The 20,699-nt window shown below is 74.3% G+C and carries 17 protein-coding genes; 7 read left to right on the top strand and 10 right to left on the bottom strand.

The window, feature by feature from the left end; translation table 11 throughout:
- Window positions 1-322 precede the first annotated feature (322 nt).
- Both ACFVXG_RS41700 and polX read left to right on the top strand, forming a co-directional pair.
- Window positions 323-1,042 carry a hypothetical protein gene (locus tag ACFVXG_RS41700; protein ID WP_387935701.1) on the top strand — a complete coding sequence of 240 codons (720 nt, stop codon included), beginning with the start codon at window positions 323-325 and terminating at the stop codon, window positions 1,040-1,042.
- 56 nt (window positions 1,043-1,098) lie between these two features.
- Window positions 1,099-2,850, top strand: coding sequence for a DNA polymerase/3'-5' exonuclease PolX (gene polX / locus ACFVXG_RS41695; protein ID WP_387935700.1), 1,752 nt, complete (start codon window positions 1,099-1,101; stop codon window positions 2,848-2,850).
- Window positions 2,851-2,909: 59 nt separating this feature from the next.
- Here polX and ACFVXG_RS41690 read toward each other — a convergent pair whose 3' ends face one another.
- Both ACFVXG_RS41690 and ACFVXG_RS41685 read right to left on the bottom strand, forming a co-directional pair.
- The gene (locus ACFVXG_RS41690) at window positions 2,910-3,788 is read right to left on the bottom strand and encodes a carbohydrate kinase family protein (protein WP_387935699.1); all 879 of its coding nucleotides are present in this window, start codon (window positions 3,786-3,788) and stop codon (window positions 2,910-2,912) included.
- A gap of 3 nt (window positions 3,789-3,791) precedes the next feature.
- The gene (locus ACFVXG_RS41685) at window positions 3,792-4,763 is read right to left on the bottom strand and encodes a pseudouridine-5'-phosphate glycosidase (RefSeq protein WP_387935698.1); all 972 of its coding nucleotides are present in this window, start codon (window positions 4,761-4,763) and stop codon (window positions 3,792-3,794) included.
- A gap of 140 nt (window positions 4,764-4,903) precedes the next feature.
- Here ACFVXG_RS41685 and ACFVXG_RS41680 point away from each other — a divergent pair, with 140 nt between their 5' ends.
- Window positions 4,904-5,806, top strand: a complete 903-nt coding sequence (locus ACFVXG_RS41680) for a LysR substrate-binding domain-containing protein (protein WP_387935697.1) — start codon at window positions 4,904-4,906, stop codon at window positions 5,804-5,806.
- A 198-nt stretch (window positions 5,807-6,004) separates the two neighbouring features.
- Complete coding sequence (locus ACFVXG_RS41675; protein ID WP_387935707.1) at window positions 6,005-7,681, top strand: peptide-N4-asparagine amidase; 1,677 nt, start codon at window positions 6,005-6,007, stop codon at window positions 7,679-7,681.
- 301 nt (window positions 7,682-7,982) lie between these two features.
- On the opposite strand, the gene ACFVXG_RS41670 is transcribed toward ACFVXG_RS41675, so the two are convergent.
- Window positions 7,983-8,672 carry a response regulator gene (locus ACFVXG_RS41670; RefSeq protein ID WP_387935696.1) on the bottom strand — a complete coding sequence of 230 codons (690 nt, stop codon included), beginning with the start codon at window positions 8,670-8,672 and terminating at the stop codon, window positions 7,983-7,985.
- A 90-nt stretch (window positions 8,673-8,762) separates the two neighbouring features.
- On the opposite strand from ACFVXG_RS41670, the gene ACFVXG_RS41665 reads away from it, so the two are divergent.
- Entirely contained in the window at window positions 8,763-10,394 is a 1,632-nt protein-coding gene (locus ACFVXG_RS41665; RefSeq protein WP_387935694.1) for a purple acid phosphatase family protein, read from the top strand.
- Between the two features lie 74 nt (window positions 10,395-10,468).
- Here ACFVXG_RS41665 and ACFVXG_RS41660 read toward each other — a convergent pair whose 3' ends face one another.
- Both ACFVXG_RS41660 and ACFVXG_RS41655 read right to left on the bottom strand, forming a co-directional pair.
- Window positions 10,469-10,957: a hypothetical protein gene (locus tag ACFVXG_RS41660; RefSeq protein WP_387935692.1), complete on the bottom strand. Its 489-nt coding sequence runs from the start codon at window positions 10,955-10,957 to the stop codon at window positions 10,469-10,471.
- 80 nt (window positions 10,958-11,037) lie between these two features.
- Complete coding sequence (locus tag ACFVXG_RS41655; protein ID WP_387935690.1) at window positions 11,038-12,222, bottom strand: sensor histidine kinase; 1,185 nt, start codon at window positions 12,220-12,222, stop codon at window positions 11,038-11,040.
- Window positions 12,223-12,383: 161 nt separating this feature from the next.
- Here ACFVXG_RS41655 and ACFVXG_RS41650 point away from each other — a divergent pair, with 161 nt between their 5' ends.
- Complete coding sequence (locus tag ACFVXG_RS41650; protein WP_387935688.1) at window positions 12,384-12,944, top strand: hypothetical protein; 561 nt, start codon at window positions 12,384-12,386, stop codon at window positions 12,942-12,944.
- 191 nt (window positions 12,945-13,135) lie between these two features.
- On the top strand, window positions 13,136-13,855 hold the full coding sequence (locus ACFVXG_RS41645) for a (2Fe-2S)-binding protein (protein ID WP_387935686.1): 720 nt from the start codon (window positions 13,136-13,138) through the stop codon (window positions 13,853-13,855).
- A gap of 118 nt (window positions 13,856-13,973) precedes the next feature.
- Here ACFVXG_RS41645 and ACFVXG_RS41640 read toward each other — a convergent pair whose 3' ends face one another.
- The 5 genes from ACFVXG_RS41640 to ACFVXG_RS41620 all read right to left on the bottom strand — a co-directional run bounded on the left by ACFVXG_RS41640 (window position 13,974) and on the right by ACFVXG_RS41620 (window position 20,613).
- On the bottom strand, window positions 13,974-15,038 hold the full coding sequence (locus ACFVXG_RS41640; RefSeq protein ID WP_387935685.1) for a hypothetical protein: 1,065 nt from the start codon (window positions 15,036-15,038) through the stop codon (window positions 13,974-13,976).
- Between the two features lie 185 nt (window positions 15,039-15,223).
- On the bottom strand, window positions 15,224-16,822 hold the full coding sequence (locus ACFVXG_RS41635; RefSeq protein WP_387935683.1) for an alpha-amylase family glycosyl hydrolase: 1,599 nt from the start codon (window positions 16,820-16,822) through the stop codon (window positions 15,224-15,226).
- A gap of 175 nt (window positions 16,823-16,997) precedes the next feature.
- Complete coding sequence (locus ACFVXG_RS41630; RefSeq protein ID WP_387935681.1) at window positions 16,998-17,630, bottom strand: bifunctional 4-hydroxy-2-oxoglutarate aldolase/2-dehydro-3-deoxy-phosphogluconate aldolase; 633 nt, start codon at window positions 17,628-17,630, stop codon at window positions 16,998-17,000.
- A 26-nt stretch (window positions 17,631-17,656) separates the two neighbouring features.
- On the bottom strand, window positions 17,657-19,309 hold the full coding sequence (locus ACFVXG_RS41625) for an amidohydrolase family protein (protein WP_387935680.1): 1,653 nt from the start codon (window positions 19,307-19,309) through the stop codon (window positions 17,657-17,659).
- The gene (locus ACFVXG_RS41620; RefSeq protein ID WP_387935678.1) at window positions 19,309-20,613 is read right to left on the bottom strand and encodes an amino acid deaminase; all 1,305 of its coding nucleotides are present in this window, start codon (window positions 20,611-20,613) and stop codon (window positions 19,309-19,311) included. The genes ACFVXG_RS41625 and ACFVXG_RS41620 overlap by 1 nt, the downstream gene beginning before the upstream one ends.
- Between the last annotated feature and the right edge of the window lie 86 nt (window positions 20,614-20,699).

Genomic DNA, 20,699 nt, shown 5'->3' with positions numbered 1-20,699 from the left:
TTCTTCGCTTTGGCCCCCCTGTGTCGGCGGTCCGAAAATCATCCAGCCCCCGGAGCGCCCACCCCCGGAACCGCCCCCGGCCTCACCCACCCTCCCGAGAGCCCCCACCCCCACACCCAAGCCCCGCGCAGCGGCTCAAACCCCCCACACGGCGCCCCAAACACCCCCCATACGACGGGGTCCCCACCCCACTTCGTGTCCCGGAGCCGGATTGTCACCCGCCCGGAGGAGGCGCAGGCTGGCAGGAGGGCCAGGGAAGCGGCCCGCCCCGGTCGGCCGCGGAACCGATGACGGCCACCGGTCAGGCACGAGGGGCAGGGCAATGGCACGCGGGAAGCTCTGGGGCTATGTCGCTTCGGGGGCCCGGGCGCTCAGCGCGCTCGGCAGCGCGGGCGTCGGCGGCGCGGGCAGCGCCGACCGCATGGGCGGCGACGGCGCGACGGACGGCCTCGGCCCGTACCCTCCGCTCGCGATGGCCGGCCCCAGGACGCTGTCCCGGACGGAGCTGGACCGGCTGAGCTGGACCGGTCGGCAGGCCGGGTGCGAACCGCAGGCGCGGCACGTGCAGGTCTCCGAGGTGGTGCGCCGGGTGGTGCGCGGCGGTGGCCGGGCCGCGGCCGTCACGGTGCGGCTGGCACCGGGGCTGCCGGTGGTGGCCGGGGACGCCCGCCGGATGGAGGCCGCGATAGCCGGGCTGCTGGACCATGCGATCCGGCGCAGCCCGCTGGGCGGCCGGGTGCTGGTCCGGGCGGACGTCAAACGCACCGGCCTGTCGGCCCCCAGGCCCGCGGCCGGGCGGGGCAGCACCAGGCGAGGCACGGCCGGACAGAACCGGGAACGGGTCGAGATACGAATATCCGACCGCGGTTCGTACGAGCCGCCCGAGGCCCGCGAGTGGCTGCTGGCGGGCGTGCGCACCACCGGGCCGGTGGGCCCGGCGCTGCACAGCCTGGTGCTGGCGGCCGGCGGACGGCTCGCGGTGGAGCCGACCCCCGGCGGCGGCCTGACCGTCGTCCTCCTCCTCACCGTCGCCTACGACTAGCGACCACCGCTCCCCACCACCCGGCGAACACCGCCCCCCGAACCTAGACTTGCCCCATGCCCCGGCTCAACGACCAGGTCAGGGAGCTACTCCAGGAGTACGCCGACCTGATCAACATCACCGGCGGGGACGCCTTCCGGGCCCGCGCCTACGAGAAGGCCGCCCGGGCGGTCGGCGGCCACCCCGAGGACCTCGCCGGTCTGGACGTCAAGGGGCTGCAGCAGATCCCCGGTGTCGGCAAGTCCACCGCCGAGAAGATCGCCGAGTACCTCACCGGCGGGAAGATCGCCGCGCTGGAGGCCCTGCGGGCCGAGATCCCGCCCGGCGTACGGGAGATGATGGCCGTCCCCAGCGTCGGCCCCAAGCGCGCGCTCTCGCTCTACCGGGACCTCGGCATCGGCTCGGTGGACGAACTCGCCGACGCGATCCGCGCCGACCGGCTGTCCGGCGTGGCGGGCTTCGGCGAGCGCAGCGGCGAGAAGATCCTGCACGGCATCGAGCTGCTGCGGCAGTCCGGCGGCCGGACCCTCCTCGACGCCGCCACCGACCTGGCCGAGCAGCTGGTCGAGGCGATCTCCGCCGTCCCGGGCTGCACCCGCTGCGCGTACGCGGGTTCGCTGCGCCGGATGCGCGAGACGGTGGGCGACATCGACGTCCTGGCGACCGCCGCCGACTCGGCCCCGCTGATGGCCGCGCTCACCGGACTCCCGTACGTGGCCGAGGTGATCGGCAGCGGGCCGACCAAGACCTCGGTCCGCACCACCGGGGGGATCCAGGTGGACCTGCGGGTCGTGCCCGAGGAGGACTGGGGTGCCGCACTGGTCTACTTCACCGGCTCGAAGGCGCACAACATCAAGCTGCGCACCCGGGCGGTGCGGGCCGGCCTGAAACTCTCCGAGTACGGGCTGTTCGAGGTCGACGGCGACGCCGGAGAAGCCTCCGGGGGCGCCAAGGTGGTGTCCGCGACCGAGGAGGAGGTGTACGCGGCGCTCGGGCTGCCCTGGATCCCGCCGACGCTGCGCGAAGACCGGGGCGAGATCGAGGCCGCGCTGAACGGTGAACTCCCGGAGCTGATCCAGGAGTCGGACCTGCGCGGCGACCTGCACACCCACACCGACCTGACCGACGGCCTGGCCACCCTCACCGAGATGATCGACACGGCGGCGGCCCGCGGCTACTCCTACTACGCCGTCACCGACCACGCCCCGGACCTGGTGATGCAGCGGATGACCGACGAGAAGATGCTGGCCCAGCGCGAGGAGCTGCGCCGACTCGCCGACCGCCACAAGAAGTTGCGCCTGCTGCACGGCACCGAGCTGAACATCGGCCCGGACGGCGGGGTGGACTGGCCGCCCGAGTTCCTGGCCGGCTTCGACGTCTGCGTGGCCTCCGTGCACTCGCACTTCACCCTGGACCGCGCCGCCCAGACCCGCCGGTTGATCCGCGCCTGCGAGAACCCGTACGTCCATGTCATCGGCCACCTCACCACCCGCCGGATCGGCCGGCGCGGGCCGATCGACGTCGATCTGGACGCGGTGTTCGCGGCCGCGGCCCGCACCGGCACCGCGATCGAGATCAACGGCTCCCCGCAGCGGCTCGACCTGCGGGACGAGGACGTGCTGCGGGCCAAGCGGCACGGCGTGCGGTTCGCGGTCGACAGCGACGCCCACGCCACCGGCCAGCTCGCCTACCCGCGCTTCGGCATCGGCACGGCGCAGCGCGGCTGGCTCACCGCCGAGGACGTGGTCAACGCCTGGACGTGGCAGCGGCTGAAGCACTTCCTCCGCAAGGACGCACTACAGAAGTAGTCCATCGCCACTACACCTGTCGTCACTACACCTGCAGTCGCCACTCCCACAGCGACCCGCTAACACCCCCCGAGCGAAGCCCCCGGCGAGCCCAGCACCCGGGCCGCGCTGCGGTGCCCGAGCCCGGCGGCCAGCTGCAGGTCCCCGGTGTCGAGGAATCCGGCCAGGAAGCCCGCCGCGAAGGCGTCCCCGGCCCCGGTGAGGTCCCGCACCTCCGCCACCGGCGGCACCGGCACGGTGAACAGCCCCTCCCCCGGCACGTCCACGGTGGTCGCCTCGGCGCCCGCCTTGGTGACCACGGTCGAGGCCGCCAGCCGGGCCCGCTCCGGCCCCGGCAGGCCGTCCACCAGCAGCCCGAGGTAGGCCGACTCGGAGCGGTTGGCGAACACGAAGGTGGGCGCCAACTCGGCGAGCAGGGCGAGGAACCGCTCCCGCCCGTACTGCTCCAGCATGCCGGTGGAGGAGGCGTCCACCGAGGTGGTGCCGCCCGCCCGCCGGACCCGGTCGAGCGCGTCGACCGCCGTCCGGCCGACCGGCTCGCCGTCGAAGGAGTAGGCGGGCACGTGCAGGTGGGTCAGGCCGGTCAGCCAGTCGTCCGGGACGCGTTCCAGCAGCTTGGCGGCACCGCGGTCGGGCAGCATGGTCCGTTCGCCGTCCCGGTCGATCAGCACCACGATGCTGCCGGTCTGGCCGTGCCGCTGCACCCGGACGTCCACGCCGTGGCCGCCGAGTTCGGCGACGATGCCGTCCCCGACGGCGTCCGCGCCGACGCAGCCGAGGAAGCGGGCCGGGTACTGCCCGGCGGCGAAGCAGGCGACGTTGGCCGCGCTGCCGCCGCGCCGCCGGAAGACCTGGGCGCCGGAGTCGGTGCCGTGGCGCAGCGGTCCGTCGACCCAGACCACGATGTCCTCGACGAGGTCGCCGAGCACCCCGAGCACGGCTCAGGCCCCGCTGGTCGCGGCAGCAGCCCCGCCGGCCCGGCCCACCGAGGCGGCCAGAGCGGTGGCGATCTCGCCGCCGAGCCGGACGTTGCCCCGGTAGACCTCGACGTTGACCTCCAGGCTGCGCCCGCCGGTGTCGCGCTGGATGTGGTCGAGCAGGAAGGGCGTGGAGGCGTTGCCGGTGATGCCCCGGCGCTCGGCCTCGGCCCAGGCGCGGGCCAGGATGCCGTCCAGCTCCTCCGGCGGCAGCTGCTTGGCCGGGTCGACCGGGTTGGCGATCAGGACGGCCTGCGGCAGTCCGAGCCGGTCGCGGGCGTCGATCACCCCGGCGGCCTCCTCGGGCGACTGCACGGCGAAGTTGATCTCGTGGCCGGAGTCGGTGACGTAGAAGCCGGGGTACTTGGTGGTGCGGTAGCCGATGACCGGGATGTTGAGGGTCTCGAAGCGCTCCAGCGTCGCCCGGATGTCGAGGATGGACTTCACGCCGGCGCTGATCACGGTGACGGGGGTGGCGGCCAGGGTGGTCATGTCGGCGGACTCGTCGAAGCTCTCGCAGGCGCCGAAGTGGACGCCGCCGAGGCCGCCGGTGGAGAAGACCCGTACGCCCGCGCGGTGGGCGAGGAAGGCGGTGGCGGCGACGGTGGTGCCGCCGTGCCGGCCGAACGCGGCGACCACCGGCAGGTCGCGCAGGCTGACCTTGTCCAGGCCGTCGGTGGCGGCGAGTTCGGTGATCTGCTCGGTGCTCAGGCCGACGGTGGGGACGCCCGCGTGCACGCCGATGGTGGCCGGGACGACGCCCGACGCGCGCAGCTGCTGCTCGGCCTCCAGCGCGACCGCCAGGTTGCGGGGCCGCGGCAGGCCGTGGGTGAAGATCGTCGACTCCAGGGCGACCACGGGACGGCCGTCGGCGACGGCCTGCGCGACCTCCTCGGAGATCTGGATGGCGGGGGTGCTGGCGGGCTGTCCGGTCATGGGGGGCGAACTTCCTGTGAGATGCCACTGCGGTGGGGCAACGTGACGCTCAGCGTAGGGACGGTTCGGATCGGAAACCAGAATGAGTCCTGGGGTTTCCGATAGTCGGTCAGCTATTGGTTCGCACTAGGATGACCCGCATGGGATTCACCTTGCGGCAGCTGGAGGTCTTCCTGACCGTCGCCGAGACGCTGCACTTCGGCCGGGCCGCCGAGCGGCTGCACATCTCCCAGCCGACGGTCAGCCAGGAGGTCGCCCGGCTGGAGCGGACGGTCGGCGTCGAGCTGTTCGACCGCAGCCGCCGCTCGGTCGCACTGACCGGGGCGGGCGAGGTGATGGCGGCCGAGAGCGCGCGGCTGCTGGAACAGGCCGGGGCGATGCTGACCCGGGTCCGGCTGCACGAGGCCTCCCGGCCGGGGACGGCCCGGATCGTCGCCTCCCCCAGCGTGGTGAACCGCCTGCTGCCCGCCGTGGTCAGCCGGGCCGAGCAGGAGCTGCCCGCGCTCGACACCGCCGAACTCGCCGTCGACACCGGCCAGGTGTCCGCCACCCTGGCCGGCGAGCTCGCCGACATCGGCCTCGGCCGCTTCCTGGAGGACGTCCCCGGCTACCGGCTGGAGCGGATCGCCGACGAGCCGGTCCGGGTCGCCCTCGGCCGGGACCACCCGCTGGCCGGGCGGGCGACCCTGCGACTGGCCGAACTGCGCGACCTGCCCCTGCTGTTGTGGCCGCGCGAGCAGCACCCCCGGTACTACGACCACGTGCTCGGCCTGTGCGCGGAGCACGGCGTCGACCCGCCGGTGCTGGTCAGCCCGCCGCGGATCGTCGGCTCCCGGCTCTACCTGCTCGCCCGCAACCGCGCCTTCTCGCTGGTGCCCGGCTCGATGACCGGCCACCTCACCGAGGACGTGGCCACCGTGCGGCTGGAGGGCCGGGCCACCCTGCCGCTGGAGATGCAGTGGCGCACGGACGACCGCCGGCCCCCGCTGGCGACGCTGCGCAACCTGATCCGGCAGGAGGCCGCGGCCCTGGAGGAGTGGTAGGGCCGGCCTCCGACCCCCGGCCCCCACCCGCCGCACCCGCCGCACCGGGCGGGCGGACTGACGACCCCGCAGGAGCACCGGAAAGCGCCGGAAAGCGACTCTTGACGCTCACATGCCACCGCCGGAAGGATGCCCGGATCACCCACCCGGCCCGTCGCGCGCCGACGGGCCGCCCGACCCCGGGGATCCACCTTGGCCATGTTCCCCCGGCGCTCCCCGCGCCCTCTGCTGCGTCGCCTCGCCGGACTGCTCGGCGCCACCGCCCTCACCCTCGCCGGCACCCTGACCGCCGCCGCCCCCGCCTACGCCGACTTCGGCAGCGGCTACCACGACCCGGTCACCGCCACCAAGCCGCTCACCCGCCCCGACACCCGCTCCTGCACCGTCGAGGTGATGCACGACCGGGAGTTCCGCAACGGCTACGGCAACCCGCCCGACACCCCGTACACCGCCACCCTCACCCCGCCCGCCGACTGCACCGGGCCCTGGTCCGCGGTGGTCCTGGACCTCCACGGACAGGTCGCCGGGCGGCAGTTCGACCGGATCTTCAGCGTCCGCATCGGCGGCGTCCAGGTGCTGCTGTCCTCCACCCCGGAGCCGTCCAAGGACGGCATCCAGTGGAACGTCGAACGCGATCTCACCCGCTACGCCCCGCTGTTCGCCGCCGGACCGCAGCCCTTCTCGCTCGACCTCGCCAACGTCACGGACGCCACCTACACCGGCGTCTACAAGGTCTCGGCGAGCCTGACCTTCTACACCGCGAACGACCGCTGGCCCGCCGCCCACGGCGCCGACCAGGTCCTCACCACCGGCCCGTTCGCGCTCACCCAGGCCGCGCCCGGCACCGGCACGGACCTCACCTTCCCGCAGAACCTCCAGCGGCTGACCGCCGAGGTGTACGCGCGGGGCGGCGGCGCCTGCGAGGAGTTCGCCTACGCCTCCGCGCCGGACGCCTTCGTCGCCGCCAACCCGTCGATCGGCGCCTGCGGCAAGGGCCCGTTCCGCGAACTGCGGCTCACCGTGGACGGCCGGGTGGCCGGCGCGGTCTGGCCGTACCCGGTGATCTACACCGGCGGCTGGGACCCGCTGCTGTGGCGGCCGGTCCCGGGCATCTTCGCCTTCGACCTGCCCGCCTACCGGCTGGACCTCACCCCGTACGTCGGCCTGCTGCTCGACGGACGCCCGCACCGCCTCGGCATCACGGTCAACGCGTCCGAGGCGCAGAGCAACGACGTCTGGACCGGCCAGGTCAACCTGTTCGCCGAGGTCGACCACGGCACCGCCCGCACCTCCGGGCAGCTCACCGACTACCGGGTCGCCCCCGAGGCCGCCGTCACCACCCAGCTCGCCGACCACGGCGGCGGCAGCGGCGACTGGACCGTCACCGCCGCCCGGCACGACCTCGCCCGCGGCTGGGTGCAGACCTCGCACGGCCGGATCACCACCGAGGTCCGCGACGACCTCGCGTTCAGCTCCGCCCAGCAACTGCGCGACAGCGGCAACGACGTGACACTGCACAACGCCGCCGACCTCACCCGCACCACCGCCACCTGGGGCGGCGGACCGCACCGGAGCACCACCGTGCACGAGGGCGAACCGCTGGACGTCACCTACAAGGTGAGCCACGACGCGGCCGGGAACACCGACCAGACCACCGCGATGGACCTCGGCTACCACCGCGAGGCCACCACCGCGACCGGCGGCCACATCACCGGACGCACCACCGTGGACCACACCCTGCGGCCCACCGCCACCCGCCACGACGGCGACCGCACCGTCCGGACCGGCGGCAGCACCGAGGACTACCGCAGCACCGGGCCGGACGGGCCGTACCACCGCACGCTGAGCTTCGTGGACGGGTGGCCGAAGCCGTAGAGCCCGACCCCAAAAGCCCCGAGTTGCGGAATTTGCCCGAATTCAGTCCGTTCACCCCTGGTGCACGGGTCGTAGGAGGCGCATGATGGGAGGTGGACCTGCGAGGTAGCTGAAGGAGTTCGACCGCAGGAGGCAGTGGCGACAGGTCGAGACGGATCAGGGTCTGCCGCTGGTACTACCTCGGTCGACGATCGAACTACCGGCCGGAGGACGTGACGTCCGGAGGCCACCCCCACCTCGTAGGTTCCGCGCGTCCACGGAGCATCCCCTCGGCTCCGTGGACGCGCCCGTCCCGGCGGACCTACTGCGGCACCGGGTACCCCATCTCCCAGGCGTGCACCGCGATCCCGACCCGGTTCGGCACGCCCAGCTTGCGCTGGATGCTGGCCACGTGGGTCTTCACCGTGCCCGGGGAGATGAACAGTTCGGCCGCGATGTCGGCGTTGGTCCGGCCCGCCGCGACCTGGCCGGCGATCTCCACCTCCCGCTCGGTGAGCGGCACCACCGGCGCCGCCCCTGCCGACCGCCGGCCCGGCTGTTCAGGCCGCTCCGGCGCCGTCACGTGCCGGAGCAGCCGCACCGTGACCGACGGGCTGATCAGGCTCTCCCCGTCCGCCGCCGCCCGGACCGCCTCGGCCAGCAGGGCCGGGCCGGAACGCTTCAGCAGGAACCCGGACGCGCCGTGCCGCAGCGCCGGGTAGACGTACTCGTCCAGGTCGAAGGTGGTCAGCACCACCACCCGCACCGAGCCGGACAGCCGCCTGGTCACCTCCAGCCCGTCCAGCCGCGGCATCCGGATGTCCACCAGCGCGACGTCCGGCCGCAGTTCGGCCGCCAGCTCCAGCGCGGCGACCCCGTCGACGGCCTCGCCCACCACCTCGATGTCCGGCTGGGCGTCGAGGATCCGGCGCACACCGCGCCGCACGGCCTCCTGGTCGTCCGCGATCAACACCCGGATCACCCGCGGACACTCACCGTTCGTACTCGTCACACCGGGCAGTGTCCCGCACCGACCGGCCGCCGGGAAAATTCACGCCGTCGGTCCGGCGCGGTTCACCTCCGCCCGGTGAAGCTGGCCGCCATGAACGCTTCCAGTGGACGCCCGCCCGCCAGTCCGCCCGCCAGTCCGCCCGCCAGTCCCTCCGCCAGTCCCTCTGTCAGCCGGCGCGGGCTCCTGGCCGGGGCGACCGGCCTGAGCCTCGGCGGCGCCGTCTCCCTCTCCGGCATCGCGGCCACCCCCGCCGCCGCCTCCCCCCTGCTCTGGGAGCGGCCCGACCGCTCCGGTGCTCCGCGGGTCGGCGGACTGCACCTGCAGTTCGGCTCGGACGCCTCGCGCGAGGTCACGGTCTCCTGGCACACCACCGCGTCCGTCTCCAACCCCCGGGTGATGTACGGGACTTCGCACGGCGGCTTCGGGCGCACCGCGCAGGCCGAGACCCGCACCTACCGGGACGCCGCCTCCGGCACCGAGGTCCAGGTGCACCACGCCCGGATCGGCGACCTGCACCCCGACACGGACTACGTCTACGCGGCCGTCCACGACGGCGCCACCCCGGAACTCGGCACCGTGCGCACCGCGCCGCGCGGCCGGGCCGCCTTCACCTTCACCAGCTTCGGCGACCAGGGCACCCCCACCCTCGGCAAGCAGACCGCCAACGGCTACGCCAACGACAACCTCGGCAGCCCGGCCGCGGGCGACACCACCGCCGGGGTCGAGCGGGTCGCCCCGCTGTTCCACCTGGTCAACGGCGACCTCTGCTACGCCAACCTCTCCACCGACCGGGTCCGCACCTGGTCCGACTGGTTCGAGAACAACACCCGCTCGGCCCGCCACCGCCCCTGGATGCCCGCGGCCGGCAACCACGAGAACGAGAAGGGCAACGGCCCGATCGGCTACGGCGCCTACCAGGCCTACTTCGACCTCCCGGACTCCGACGCGGACGACGAACTGCACGGTCTCTGGTACGCGTTCACCGCCGGCTCGGTGCGCGTCATCAGCCTCAACAACGACGACGTGGCCTACCAGGACGCCGGCAACAGCTATGTGCACGGCTACTCCGGTGGCGCCCAACAGCGCTGGCTGGAGCGCGAGTTGATCGCCGCCAACGCCGACCCGGGGATCGACTGGATCGTGGTCTGCATGCACCAGGTGGTCATCTCCACCGCCGACAAGTTCAACGGCGCCGACCTCGGCATCCGCGAGACCTGGGTGCCGCTGTTCGACAGGTACGGCGTCGACCTGGTGGTCTGCGGCCACGAGCACCACTACGAGCGCTCCCACCCGATCCGCGGCCAGCAGCCCACCGACACCCGCACCCCGATCCCGGTCGCCACCGACACCGAGACCATCGACACCACCCGGGGCACCGTCCACATGGTCATCGGCGGCGGCGGCACCTCCGCCCCCTCCAACCACCTCTTCTTCACCCCGCCCAAGGCCCGGGTGATCACCGGCGTCGGCCCCGTCGACCAGGCCACCGGCAAGCGGCCCCCGGTCTACGTGATCGAGGACGCCCCCTGGTCCGCCTTCCGCGACGCCGAGAACCCGTACGGCTTCGCCTCCTTCGACGTCCAGCCGGGCGAGCGCGGCGGCGACACCACCATCGACGTCACCTACTACTCCGTCAGCGGCCCGTACGGCGACCTCGTCCCGGTCGACCGCTTCACCCTCACCCGCCCCCGCGGCACCCGCGGCGGCGGTTGGGGGCGCTGACCCGCGCCCGCGGCCTGGCCTCTGGACCCTGGCCCCGTCGGCGTGCGGCCACGTCGGCGGGTTCGGGACTCGCTCTAAAGGTGCGTCCACCACTGGTGGGCGACGACTCCGATGGGACCCACTCCGACCAGGACGGCGAGCACCGTCCCCATCCAGCCGCGGTTCCGCCGGGCCGTGAGCAGCAACATGACGCCGGTCGGGACTGCGAAAACGAAGACCGGCAGTGCAAGAAAGAGCCACGGGGCCGAGCACACGACCTCGACACCGAACTGGCACCCGCCGACAATCAGGCAGGCGTTCCGGAACGCAGGCTCGCGCGGCACGGCCAGCGGCAGCAAAGTCGTCCCGAAGAACCCGAAGAACAGGCCCCAGAACCACGCGCCGCCGCCCCACCACAGGACGGCGACTGCCCACGGCAGCAGGGAGGCTCCGGCCAGGGCGACGAGCACGCGCCCGCTGGGCCTGACCCGACCCCGTACGGGCTCGGCGGGCGCTCCGCCCGACCGGTCGGCGAATGCCGCTTCGACCGCGAAACCCGGCTGTGCCGACAGTGACTCGCTCATTTCCATCCCCCCGAGAACGATTTGAACGCGTTCAACATAGCGCTCCGACCGTCCTACGAGAAGACCGGGGGTCCGTGTCGCTACCGCCCCGGCAGGGTGCAGCACACCTCCCAGCCGGACGGCCCGTGCGGGCCCGAGGTCAGGCTGCCGCCGTGGGCGGCGGCGCGGGCGGCAAGGCCGACCAGTCCGGTGCCGCCGGAGCCGGGGCGGCGGCGCAGCCGGGGCCTGCGGGCGGCCGGCCCGCCGGTGTCCCCGACGGTCACCCGGACGGTGCGGCCGTCCGGCCCGGGAGCCACCCGGACCGCCACCCCGGTGGCCTGCGGGGCGTGGCGGCGGACGTTGGTGAGGGCCTCCAGGACGACGGCGTACGCGGTGGCCTGGACCTCGACGGCGAGCAGCCCGACGGCCTCCGGGGCGAGGTCCACGGTGGCGCGCGGGCCGCCCGTCGTCCCGAAGCGGGCGACCAGCTCGGGCAGGTCGGCCAGGCCGAGGTGGCGGGTGGTTCCGGCGGCCGCCGGATCCTCGCGCAGGGCCCCCACCATCTCGTCCATCGAGTCGAGCGCCCGCAGCCCCGCCTCCTCCAGGCGCCGCAACAGGGCGGCCGTCTCCGCCGGCTCCTGGTCCGGGAGTTGGCCGGCCTGGGCCTCCAGCACAATGCCGGTGATCTCGTGGGCGACGAAGTCGTGCAGCCCGCGGGCGACTTCGAGCCGCTGCTCGCGCCGCGCCCGGTCGACGGCCCGCTCCCGACGGGCCTCCAGCACCCGCAGGTAGAGGCCCGCCCCGGCGACCCCCAGCACCGGCAGCAGGGAGAACAGCACCCCGACCACCGGCCCGGCCGCGCCACCGTGCGGCACCCGGAGGGCGAACCGCAGTGGGAGCAGCACGGCCGCGAGGGCGACCGCCCCGCCGATCGGCCCGGCCCAGCGGTCGGGCAGTCGGCGGACGGCCCGGAACAACACCCCCAGCAGCGCCGGCCATTCGAGGGGCAGCCAGAAGGCGGGCAGCCGGTAGGGCCCCGGGTAGCCCAGGTCGAGCAGCAGCGAGGCCCCGGCCGCCGCGCCGGCGGCGACGCCGAGCGTGACCCCGCCGAGCGGCCACGGCAGCAGCGCCACCGCGGCGGCGAGCGCGGCCGTCAGGGCGGGCAGCAGGGCCGCGCCGCGCTCCCCCGGATGGGCGAGCGCGACGGGTGCGAGCAGCAGGAGGACGGCGGCGACGGCGGGCCATCGACGGCGCCGGACGGGGCGGAACTGACGGTCGGTGCGCACACCGCCGAGCGTAGGGCCCGTCCAGGGGCAGCTCTCCGGGGGGAGCCCCGGTCCTCCCCGCGAAGGAGGCAACTCCCCTCCCCAGCGGGAGGTCCGCACGGCCCGCCCGGGCCAGACTCGATGCCGTCGGAACAACCACCCGCATCGGAGGCCGCACCACCATGAACCGTCGTCTCGCCGTCGCCGCGACCGCGCTCTGCCTCCTGGCGGCCACGGTCGCCACCGCCGCCCCGGCCTCCGCCGCCGCCCCGACCCCGTCGGGGGCGCCGGTCGCCGCCGACCACGCCTCGGTGCGCCTGCACGGGAGCGGCAGCACCGTCCTCGACTCCAGGTTCACCGGCTTCGAGGGCGACCCGGTCCAGCTCACCGTCGACGCCCGGGCCGACGACCTCAAGCCGCTGGAAACCACCCGCGGCCACTTCCACGTCCGCCACGTGCACACCGACGGCCGGCTGGTCGCCGACTTCGAGGGGGACATCACCTGTCTGGCCGTCGGCGGCCGGGAGGCCGTCGCCACCGGTGTGGTGACCGGGGGCGAGGTGCCGTGGTTCCCCGGCAAGCCGCTGATCGGCCAGAAGGTGGCGCTCTCGGTGGAGGACGACGGCCGGCACGGGGACCGGATCGGCTGGGTCTGGGGCTTCTTCGGCGCACCGGTCTCGGACTGCCAGGGCACGGTACCGTTCATCCGCACCACCGGTGGCGACTTCACCGTGCGCGGCTGACCACCGCCCGACCAGGGCCTTTCGGCGTCCGACCGGGCCGGGGTGTCAGCACCCGCCCGATCCCCGGACCCCCTGGAGGCCCCGATGCTCCCCGACCGCCCGACCCCAACCGGGCCGACCGAAGCCGGCGCGGGGTTCAACGACCCCACAGGGGAGGGCCGTTGAACCCCGCGCCCGAACAGCCGCATCCCTTGCAGCCAGGACCCGACTACGCCCGACTCGCCGCCCTCGGACCGTACTTCGCCCTCGACACCGCCCCCACCGGCCCGCCTCCGCCCGGCTTCCGCCCACTGCCGGAGCTGTACGGCACCGGCCCGGACTCGCCGCTCGCGGCCCGGATCCGGGTGGTGGCGCAGCGCCTGGGCACGGCCGAACTCCGGGTCGCCGCCTCGATCCTGCACCTCGGCCTGGCGGCCCGCTTCTGGTCGGTGGGCATCGGCTCGGCCGTCCTGCTCGGGACGGTCCCGACCCTGGAACGCGCCTGGGTGCGGATCCCGGACCAGGGCCCGATCGACCTCTGGTCACCGCCGGAGCCGGTCCGCCCCGAGCCCGGGGAGCTCGTCGATCAGCTCCACCACGCTGTCCTGATCGGGCAGTTGGAGCCACTGGCCGCAGCAGTGCGCGCCGCCGTGCCGCTCTCGGCACGCCTGCTGCGCGGCAACGCGGCCTCCGCGCTGGCCGGGACGCTACGGGTACTGAGCGCCCAGGCGTCGCTCCCGGCAGGGGAGTTGGTCACGCAGCTGCTGGACCGTCCGCCGTTGGCGGGCTCCGGCACGCTGCACACCGGCCCGCGCGGGGCCGCGTTCCGGCGGACGAGCTGCTGCCTCTACTACCGGATCGGCCCGGGCGCCGGGCTCTGCGGGGACTGCTGCTTCACCCGGCCGCCGGCCCGGCCGAAGCGCGCCGGGTAGCCCCCCGTACACGCGGGCCCGCGCCCCCAGCTTGTCCAAGGCCGGGGGCGCGGGCCGCCGATCCCCACCCGGTTCCGATGCCCTCGCACCGGGTGAAGTCCCTTCGGGCGTACGGTCCTCAGACCGCGACCGCCTCCTCCATCTCCTCCTCGGCGTCGACCTCGGCCTCGGTCGGCGCCTCCACCGTGCGGCGCCCGCGGCCCTCGTACACGGCCGCGGCGACCAGGGCCGCCCCACCCAGCAGCAGCCAGACCACCAGGGTCAGCACGTGGCCGCCGAGGCCGGCGCCGCCGTCGAAGTACAGGATGTCTCGCGCACCCTCCAGGTAGCCGGCGCCGGTCCAGAAGCCGTGCAGGGTCCCGAAGAAGCCGTTCTGCAGTTCGGGCCGGTAGATGCCGCCGGAGGAGGTGAAGTTGAGCATCACGAACAGCACCATCAGGGCGAGCGTGGTCCACTTCTTCAGGAAGCTGTGCAGGCCGATGCCGATCAGCACGATGCCTGCGGAGTAGAGCCAGCCGAGCGCCCAGACCGCGGCGTAGTCGTGGTCGACGACGTGGAAGAGCGGCCCGGCGGTGGCGATCCCGATCACGCTGACCACCAGCGAGACGACCACGCCCACCGCGGCCCGGACCCGCAGGCTCAGCCCGGCGCCGGCGGCGCCGATCGCCGCGACGCTGGCGTAGGAGCCGATGCTCAGCGCGACCAGCAGGAAGAACAGGCCCTGGCCGGTCGGGTCGCCCGCGGCGGGGGTGGTGAGGTCGGTGACGTGCAGCGGGACGCCCTGCCGGTCCGTGACGTTGGTGAACACCGCCGTGGCGGCCACCACCGAGGTGTCCGAGTTGCCCTTGGCGACGATCAGCTCCGGGCTCCTGGCGTCCGGGACGAAGGCGCCGACCAGGTCGCGGTCGCGCAGCTGCTGCTCGGCGGCGGAGCGGTCGGCGACGGTCCGGACGTCCAGCGCGGCACCGGCCTTGCCCTGGATGGCCTGGGCCAGGCCCTGCGCCTGGGGCCCGGCGCCGACGACGGCGACCTTGAGGTGGTGGGGCTCCGGCTGGTGGAAGGCGCCCTGGTAGGCGAGGGCCATGCCGAGGCACATCAGCAGCGGGGTGAGCAGGTGGACGGCGAGGTGTTTGAGCGAGTGCCCCAGGGTGGGCGCTGCGGCGGGGGTCTGGGGTGTGCTCATGGCGTTCGTACCGTCCTCCGGCGATCTCTCTTCGATGACGATGGCAAATACAACCAATGCAGGTGGTAAATGCAACCATCTATGGATGTAGCTTACAACTATCCGACGCCTTTCGGAAGCCGCCCGGCAGCCGACCGGAAGCCGGGCCGCCCGAGGAACGACCCGGCACCCCGGCACCCCCGGGCTCAGCCCAGCTCGAACACCCCGTACGAGAAGCCCTCGGCCCGCAGCTCACCGTCCACGACCCGCACCCCCTGCACCTCCAGCGGCCGCACGACACCCGCACCCCCGCCCGGGCCGCCCGCCAGCCGGACCGCCCCCGGCTCCCGGCGCGGGTTCACCGCCACCAGGTACCGCCCGGACCGGACGTACACCAGCGGGTACCCGGCGTGCCGCACCTCCACCCCGCCGGACGCCGCCAGCCCCGGGTGGGCGCGGCGCAGCGCGATCAGCCGCCGGACGGTGTGCAGCAGCGAGGTCGGATCGGCGCGCTGGGAGAGCACGTCCGGGCGCTGCGGGTCCGGGTCCGGCGGCAGGTACCACCGCTCGGGGGCGGCCGTCGAGAACCCGGCCGAGGGGCCCGGCGTCCACTGCATCGGGGTCCGCGAGCCCGCCCGGTTGTAGCGCGGGCCGAGCACGCTGCCCTCGACGTCGGGCAGTCCGGGCAGGTAGCGCATGCCGATCTCGTCGCCGTAGTACACCGCGGGCAGGGTCGGCCAGGTGAGCAGGAAGGCGAAGGCGGGGGCGAGTTGCTCGCCGGAGCGCGGGGCGGTGGCGAGCCGGGAGAAGTCGTGGTTGGCGGTGGGCAGCACGATGTGGCCGCTGCCCTCGGTGAGTTCGGCGGCGGAGCGCCAGGCGTCCAGGAAGGTCTGCGGGGTGCCGCGCCCCTCGGCCTCGAAGTAGCACGGGCCCTGCTGCCAGAACTCCTCGACCGTCCCGCCGCCGTTGTTCCACAGGGAGCGCAGCGGCAGGCCGTGGTCGTCCCCGCCGAAGTGCAGGAAGAAGTCCGCGTGGAACCCGGCCGCGACGGCGGCGGCCGGTTCGCCCCACTCGGCGAACAGCGCGGCCTCGGGGTGGGTGCGGTCCAGCCAGTCGCGCAGTTCGGTCCAGAGCTTGGCGGTCTCGACCCGGCCGGGGTCGTCCTTGACCAGCGAGTACGCCATGTCCACCCGGAAGCCGGCCACGCCGAGGCCCAGCCAGTGCGCCATGATCTCGCGCAGCGCCGCCCGGTTGGCGCGCGGGCCCTCGGCGTCCACCGGCTGGCGCCAGGGCTCCGTCGAAATGCCGCGCGCGTAGCCGAAGTTGAGGGCGGGCTGACAGTCGAAGAAGTTCGGCCGGTACCAGCCCGGGCGGCTCCCGGGCGAGGCGACGAAGCCGTCCACCGGCCGGTCCGACCAGATGTAGCGCTGGTCGGACGGGTCCTCGGCGGAGGCCAGGAACCAGGGGTGGCGGTCGGAGGTGTGCCCGGCGACCAGGTCCAGCAGGATCCGGATGCCCTTGCCGCGCGCGGCCTCGACCAGCGCGACCAGGTCCTCGGTGCGGCCGTAACGCGGGGCGGGGGTGAGGTAGTCGGTGACGTCGTACCCGGCGTCGCGGAACGGCGAGGCGAAGCAGGGGTTGAGCCAGACCGTGTCCACGCCCAGCCAGGCGAGGTGGTCGAGGTGCTCGGTGATGCCGGCGAAGTCGCCGATGCCGTCGCCGTCGGAGTCCGCGAAGGTCTGCGGGTAGATCTGGTAGAGGACGGCGTCGGCCAACCAGTCGGGGCCGGGGCGGGTCGAGGTCATGGGGTGGGTCCTCCTGCCGGGTCCGGGGGCCGCGTGGGCCCGAGAGCCGAGGGGCCGGGGGCGAGCCGGGTGCCACCGATTCTCGTCCAATCCCGGCCGTCCCGACAGCCCGCCCCGCACCTTCACCGGACCCGCGCCGGAGCCGCTCCGCGCGGACCCCGCTCTGCAGAAGCCGCTACGCCCCCGCCGCGCAGGCCCGGGTGAACGCCCGGGCCCGGCGGGTGATCTCCGCCCAGTCCCCCGCCTCCACCGCCGCCGGCGGGACGACGTCCGTCCCCGCGCACACCGCGAGCGCCCCCTGCGCCAGGAACTCGGCCGCGTTGCCCGCGTTCACCCCGCCGGAGGCCACCAGCGGCACGTCCGGGTACGGGCCGCGCAGGTCCTTGAAGTAACCGGGGCCGAACGACCGGGCCGGGAAGATCTTCACGGCGGCGGCGCCCAGGTCGACCGCCCGGGCCACCTCGGTCGGGGTCAGCGCCCCCAGCACCACCGGCACCCCGCGGGCCCGCCCGGCCTCCGCGACCTCGGGCCGGCAGCCTGGGGTGACCAGGAAGGACGCCCCCGCGTCGATCCCGCGCCCGGCCTGCTCGGCGGTCAGCACCGTCCCCACCCCGACCCGCCACCCGGCCGCCGAGGCCCGTTCCAGATGGTCCGTCACATCCGGTGTGGTGTAGGTGAATTCGGTGAAGTTGATGCCACCCTCCGCGAGAGCGGCGCACAGCGCGGCGGCGTCCGGGATCCGGGGCGCGCGGACCACCGCGATCACCGGGTCGTTCCGCAACTCGGAGAGTCCGTTCACAGCGTTCATCAGCTCTGCGCTCCTCGCGCCTGCGTTCATCGGGCCTGCGTCCCTCGATCGGTGCGGCGCAGGGCGCGCCCGGGGCGGGCGCCGGTGGTGCGACCCTGCCGGACGACGGCGGTGCCGTTGACGTACACGTACTGGATCCCCTCGGCGGGCAGCCGGGGTTGCTCGAAGGTGGCGGCGTCCCGGACCCGCTCGGGGTCGAGGAGCACCAGGTCGGCGTGGTACCCGGGGGCGATCCGGCCGCGCCGGTCCAGCCCGAGCCGCGCGGCCGGCCGACCGGTCATCCGGGTGATCGCCTGTTCCAGCGTGAGCACGCCCAACTCCCTTCCGTAGTGGCCGAGGTAGCGCGGGAAGGTGCCCCAGGCCCGCGGGTGCGGCCGGGCCCCGACGAGCAGCCCGTCGCTGCCCGCGGTGTGGGCGCGGTGGCGCATCACCGCCCGGACGTTCTCCTCGTGCCCGACGTGCTGGAGGATGGTGGTGGCCAACTCGTCCCGGCGCAGCAGATCGAGGAAGACCTCCGTCCCGCCGGTCCCCCGCTCGGCGGCGAGTTCGGCGACCGTCCGGCCGACCGCCCCCGCCAGTTGCGCCGAGCGGACGCCGGAGACCTGGACGGTCGACCAGTCGGCGACCACGCCGTGGCAGCCGTCGCTGCCCTGCTCCTCCATCGCGTGCCGGATCCGCTCGCGGTCGCCCGGGTCGGCGAGCCGTGCCAGGGTCGCGTCCGGTCCGCCCTCGGTGGCCCAACTCGGCAGCAGGGCGGCCAGGGTGGTGGACCCGGGCAGGTAGGGGTAGCTGTCCAGGGTGAGGTCGACGCCGTCCGCGAGCGCCCGGTCGACCAGCTCCAGGAACTCGCCGGCCCGGCCCCGGTTGACGTCGAAGTTCATCGTGGCGTGGGTCAGGTGCAGTGCGCAGCCGGACCGCCGGGCGATCTCCACCATCTCCGCGTAGCCCTCCAACGCGCCGCGCCCGTACGAGCGTTGGTGCGGCGCGTGGAAGCCTCCGTAGGCCGCGACCACGGTGCACAGCTCGACCAGCTCGGCGGTGTCCGCGTACATCCCGGGGGTGTAGCTGAGGCCGCTCGACATGCCGACCGCCCCGTGCAGCAGGCTCTGCGCCAACACCTGTCGCATCCGGTCGAGTTCGGCCGGGGTGGGCGGGCGGTCGTCCCAGCCCATGGCGAGCATCCGCAGCGAGCCGTGCGGGACCAGGTAGCAGGCGTTGACGGCGACGCGGGTGCGGTCGATCCGGTCCAGGTAGCCGGCGACGTCGCGCCAGTCCCAGTCGAAGTCCGCCGGGTCGCCGTTCCAGCCCGCCAGTTGGCGGCGCAGCTCGGGCAGGGTGGTGTCGTCCACCGGGGCGTAGGACAGGCCGTCCTGGCCGAGGACCTCGCAGGTGACGCCCTGGGTGACCTTGGCCGGGTGCTCGGGTTCGAGCAGCAGGGCGAGGTCGGAGTGGGCGTGCATGTCGATGAAGCCGGGGGCGAGCACCAGTCCGTCGGCGTCCACCTCGGACGGCCCGCCGAGGCCCGCGCCGATCTCGGCGATCAGGCCGTCGGCGATCCGCACGTCCGCCCGGTAGCGGTCGGCGCCCGTCCCGTCGACGACCGTCGCCCCCTTGAAGACGGTCGCCTCCTTGAAGACCGTCGCCTCCTTGAAGGCGGTCGCTCTCTCCCCCACCGTCATCAGAAGAAGGTCCTGACCAGCCCGGTGACCTTCGGCTCGGCCGCGTCCGCGGAGTCCAGCACCGGGAGCGCCGTCCACTTGTCGAAGGCCGTGCACGGGTGCGAGACGCCGAGCCGCAGCACCGCGCCGATCGGCGCGAGGTCGCCCGCGTCGCGGAGGAAGGCGTGCTGGTCGTTGAGCGCGGTGATCCGGGCCGTCGTACCGGTCAACGCGGCGCCGCCGCGCACCAGTTGCGGCTCGGGCAGGCCCTCGTCGAAGGGCAGGTCGCGCTTGCCCGCGTCCAGCAGCGCCAGCTGCGGCTCGGGCCGGGAGGCGACCCGGGCCCAGCCGTGCAGCGCGCCGCGGAACGGGGCCTCCCCGCCGCCGCGGGCGAGCGGTGAGATGCCCCGGTAGAACCCGTCGTCGTGGGCGATGTACGCGCCCGAGCGGAGCACCACCAGCGCCTCCGGCAGGGCGGCCAACTCCTCGACCACCAGGTCGAAGTAGGCGCTGCCGCCGGCCGAGACCACCGGCGGCGCGCCGTCCGGGTAGGCCCCGGCGAGCCGGCCGTGCAGCTCGCCGAGCGCCGCCAGGTAGCCGCGGACGGTGGCCAGCCCCTCGGCGGTGGCGTCGTGCGCGAGGGCGCCCTCGTACCCGCCGACGCCGGCGAGCCGCAGGGTGGGCGCGCGCAGCACGGCGGCGGCGACCTCGACGGCGGCGTCCACGCCGCGGACGCCGGTGCGTCCGCCCGGGCCGCCGAGTTCGACCAGCACCTCGACCGGCCGCTCGGCCCCGGCGGCGCGCAGCGCCTCGTCCATCAGCCGTACGCCGTCGGTGGAGTCGGTCCAGCAGAGGAAGGCGAAGCCCGGGTCGGCGGTCAGCTCGGCGGCGAGCCAGGCCAGTCCGGCCGGGTCGAGCAGGGTGTTGGCGAGCAGGATCCGCTGGACGCCGAAGGCGCGGGCGACCCGCACCTGGGGCAGGTTCGCGAGGGTGATCCCGTGGCTGCCGGCGGCGAGTTGGGCCTGCCACAGCTCGGGCGCCATGGTGGTCTTGCCGTGCGGGGCGAGCGCGACGCCCGCCTTGGCGCACCAGTCGGCCATGGTGCGGACGTTGTGGTCGAGCGCGGCGCCGTCGAGGGTGAGCAGCGGGGTGCTGAGGGAGGAGAGGGTCGGGCCGGTGGCGAGCCAGTCGCGGGTGGTGCGCCCCCAACTCTCCGGCGGGGCGGCCTTGAACCGCCAGTCGAGGACCTCGTCGGCCAGCGCGGCCACCGCTCCCTCGGCGATGCCGGGTCCGTCGGCACTGCTCGCGAACGTCTGCTCCACCATGTCCTCCATCCATCAGGTTGCAACATGTGCAACGAGGGTTGCACATGTTGGCACCACGGTTCTAGCATCGGCGCCGGATCACGGTC

The organism is Kitasatospora sp. NPDC058162, from assembly GCF_042884005.1.
Classification (GTDB): domain Bacteria; phylum Actinomycetota; class Actinomycetes; order Streptomycetales; family Streptomycetaceae; genus Kitasatospora.
This window is presented reverse-complemented; position numbering and strand designations above follow the sequence as displayed.

Coding starts and splice junctions, on each gene's coding strand:
- ACFVXG_RS41700 (WP_387935701.1), top strand. CDS start 323: ATGGCACGCGGGAAGCTCTGGGGCTATGTCGCTTCGGGGGCCCGGGCG.
- polX (WP_387935700.1), top strand. CDS start 1,099: ATGCCCCGGCTCAACGACCAGGTCAGGGAGCTACTCCAGGAGTACGCC.
- ACFVXG_RS41685 (WP_387935698.1), bottom strand. CDS start 4,763: ATGACCGGACAGCCCGCCAGCACCCCCGCCATCCAGATCTCCGAGGAG.
- ACFVXG_RS41680 (WP_387935697.1), top strand. CDS start 4,904: ATGGGATTCACCTTGCGGCAGCTGGAGGTCTTCCTGACCGTCGCCGAG.
- ACFVXG_RS41675 (WP_387935707.1), top strand. CDS start 6,005: ATGTTCCCCCGGCGCTCCCCGCGCCCTCTGCTGCGTCGCCTCGCCGGA.
- ACFVXG_RS41665 (WP_387935694.1), top strand. CDS start 8,763: ATGAACGCTTCCAGTGGACGCCCGCCCGCCAGTCCGCCCGCCAGTCCG.
- ACFVXG_RS41660 (WP_387935692.1), bottom strand. CDS start 10,957: ATGAGCGAGTCACTGTCGGCACAGCCGGGTTTCGCGGTCGAAGCGGCA.
- ACFVXG_RS41650 (WP_387935688.1), top strand. CDS start 12,384: ATGAACCGTCGTCTCGCCGTCGCCGCGACCGCGCTCTGCCTCCTGGCG.
- ACFVXG_RS41640 (WP_387935685.1), bottom strand. CDS start 15,038: ATGAGCACACCCCAGACCCCCGCCGCAGCGCCCACCCTGGGGCACTCG.
- ACFVXG_RS41635 (WP_387935683.1), bottom strand. CDS start 16,822: ATGACCTCGACCCGCCCCGGCCCCGACTGGTTGGCCGACGCCGTCCTC.
- ACFVXG_RS41630 (WP_387935681.1), bottom strand. CDS start 17,630: ATGAACGCTGTGAACGGACTCTCCGAGTTGCGGAACGACCCGGTGATC.
- ACFVXG_RS41625 (WP_387935680.1), bottom strand. CDS start 19,309: ATGACGGTGGGGGAGAGAGCGACCGCCTTCAAGGAGGCGACGGTCTTC.
- ACFVXG_RS41620 (WP_387935678.1), bottom strand. CDS start 20,613: ATGGTGGAGCAGACGTTCGCGAGCAGTGCCGACGGACCCGGCATCGCC.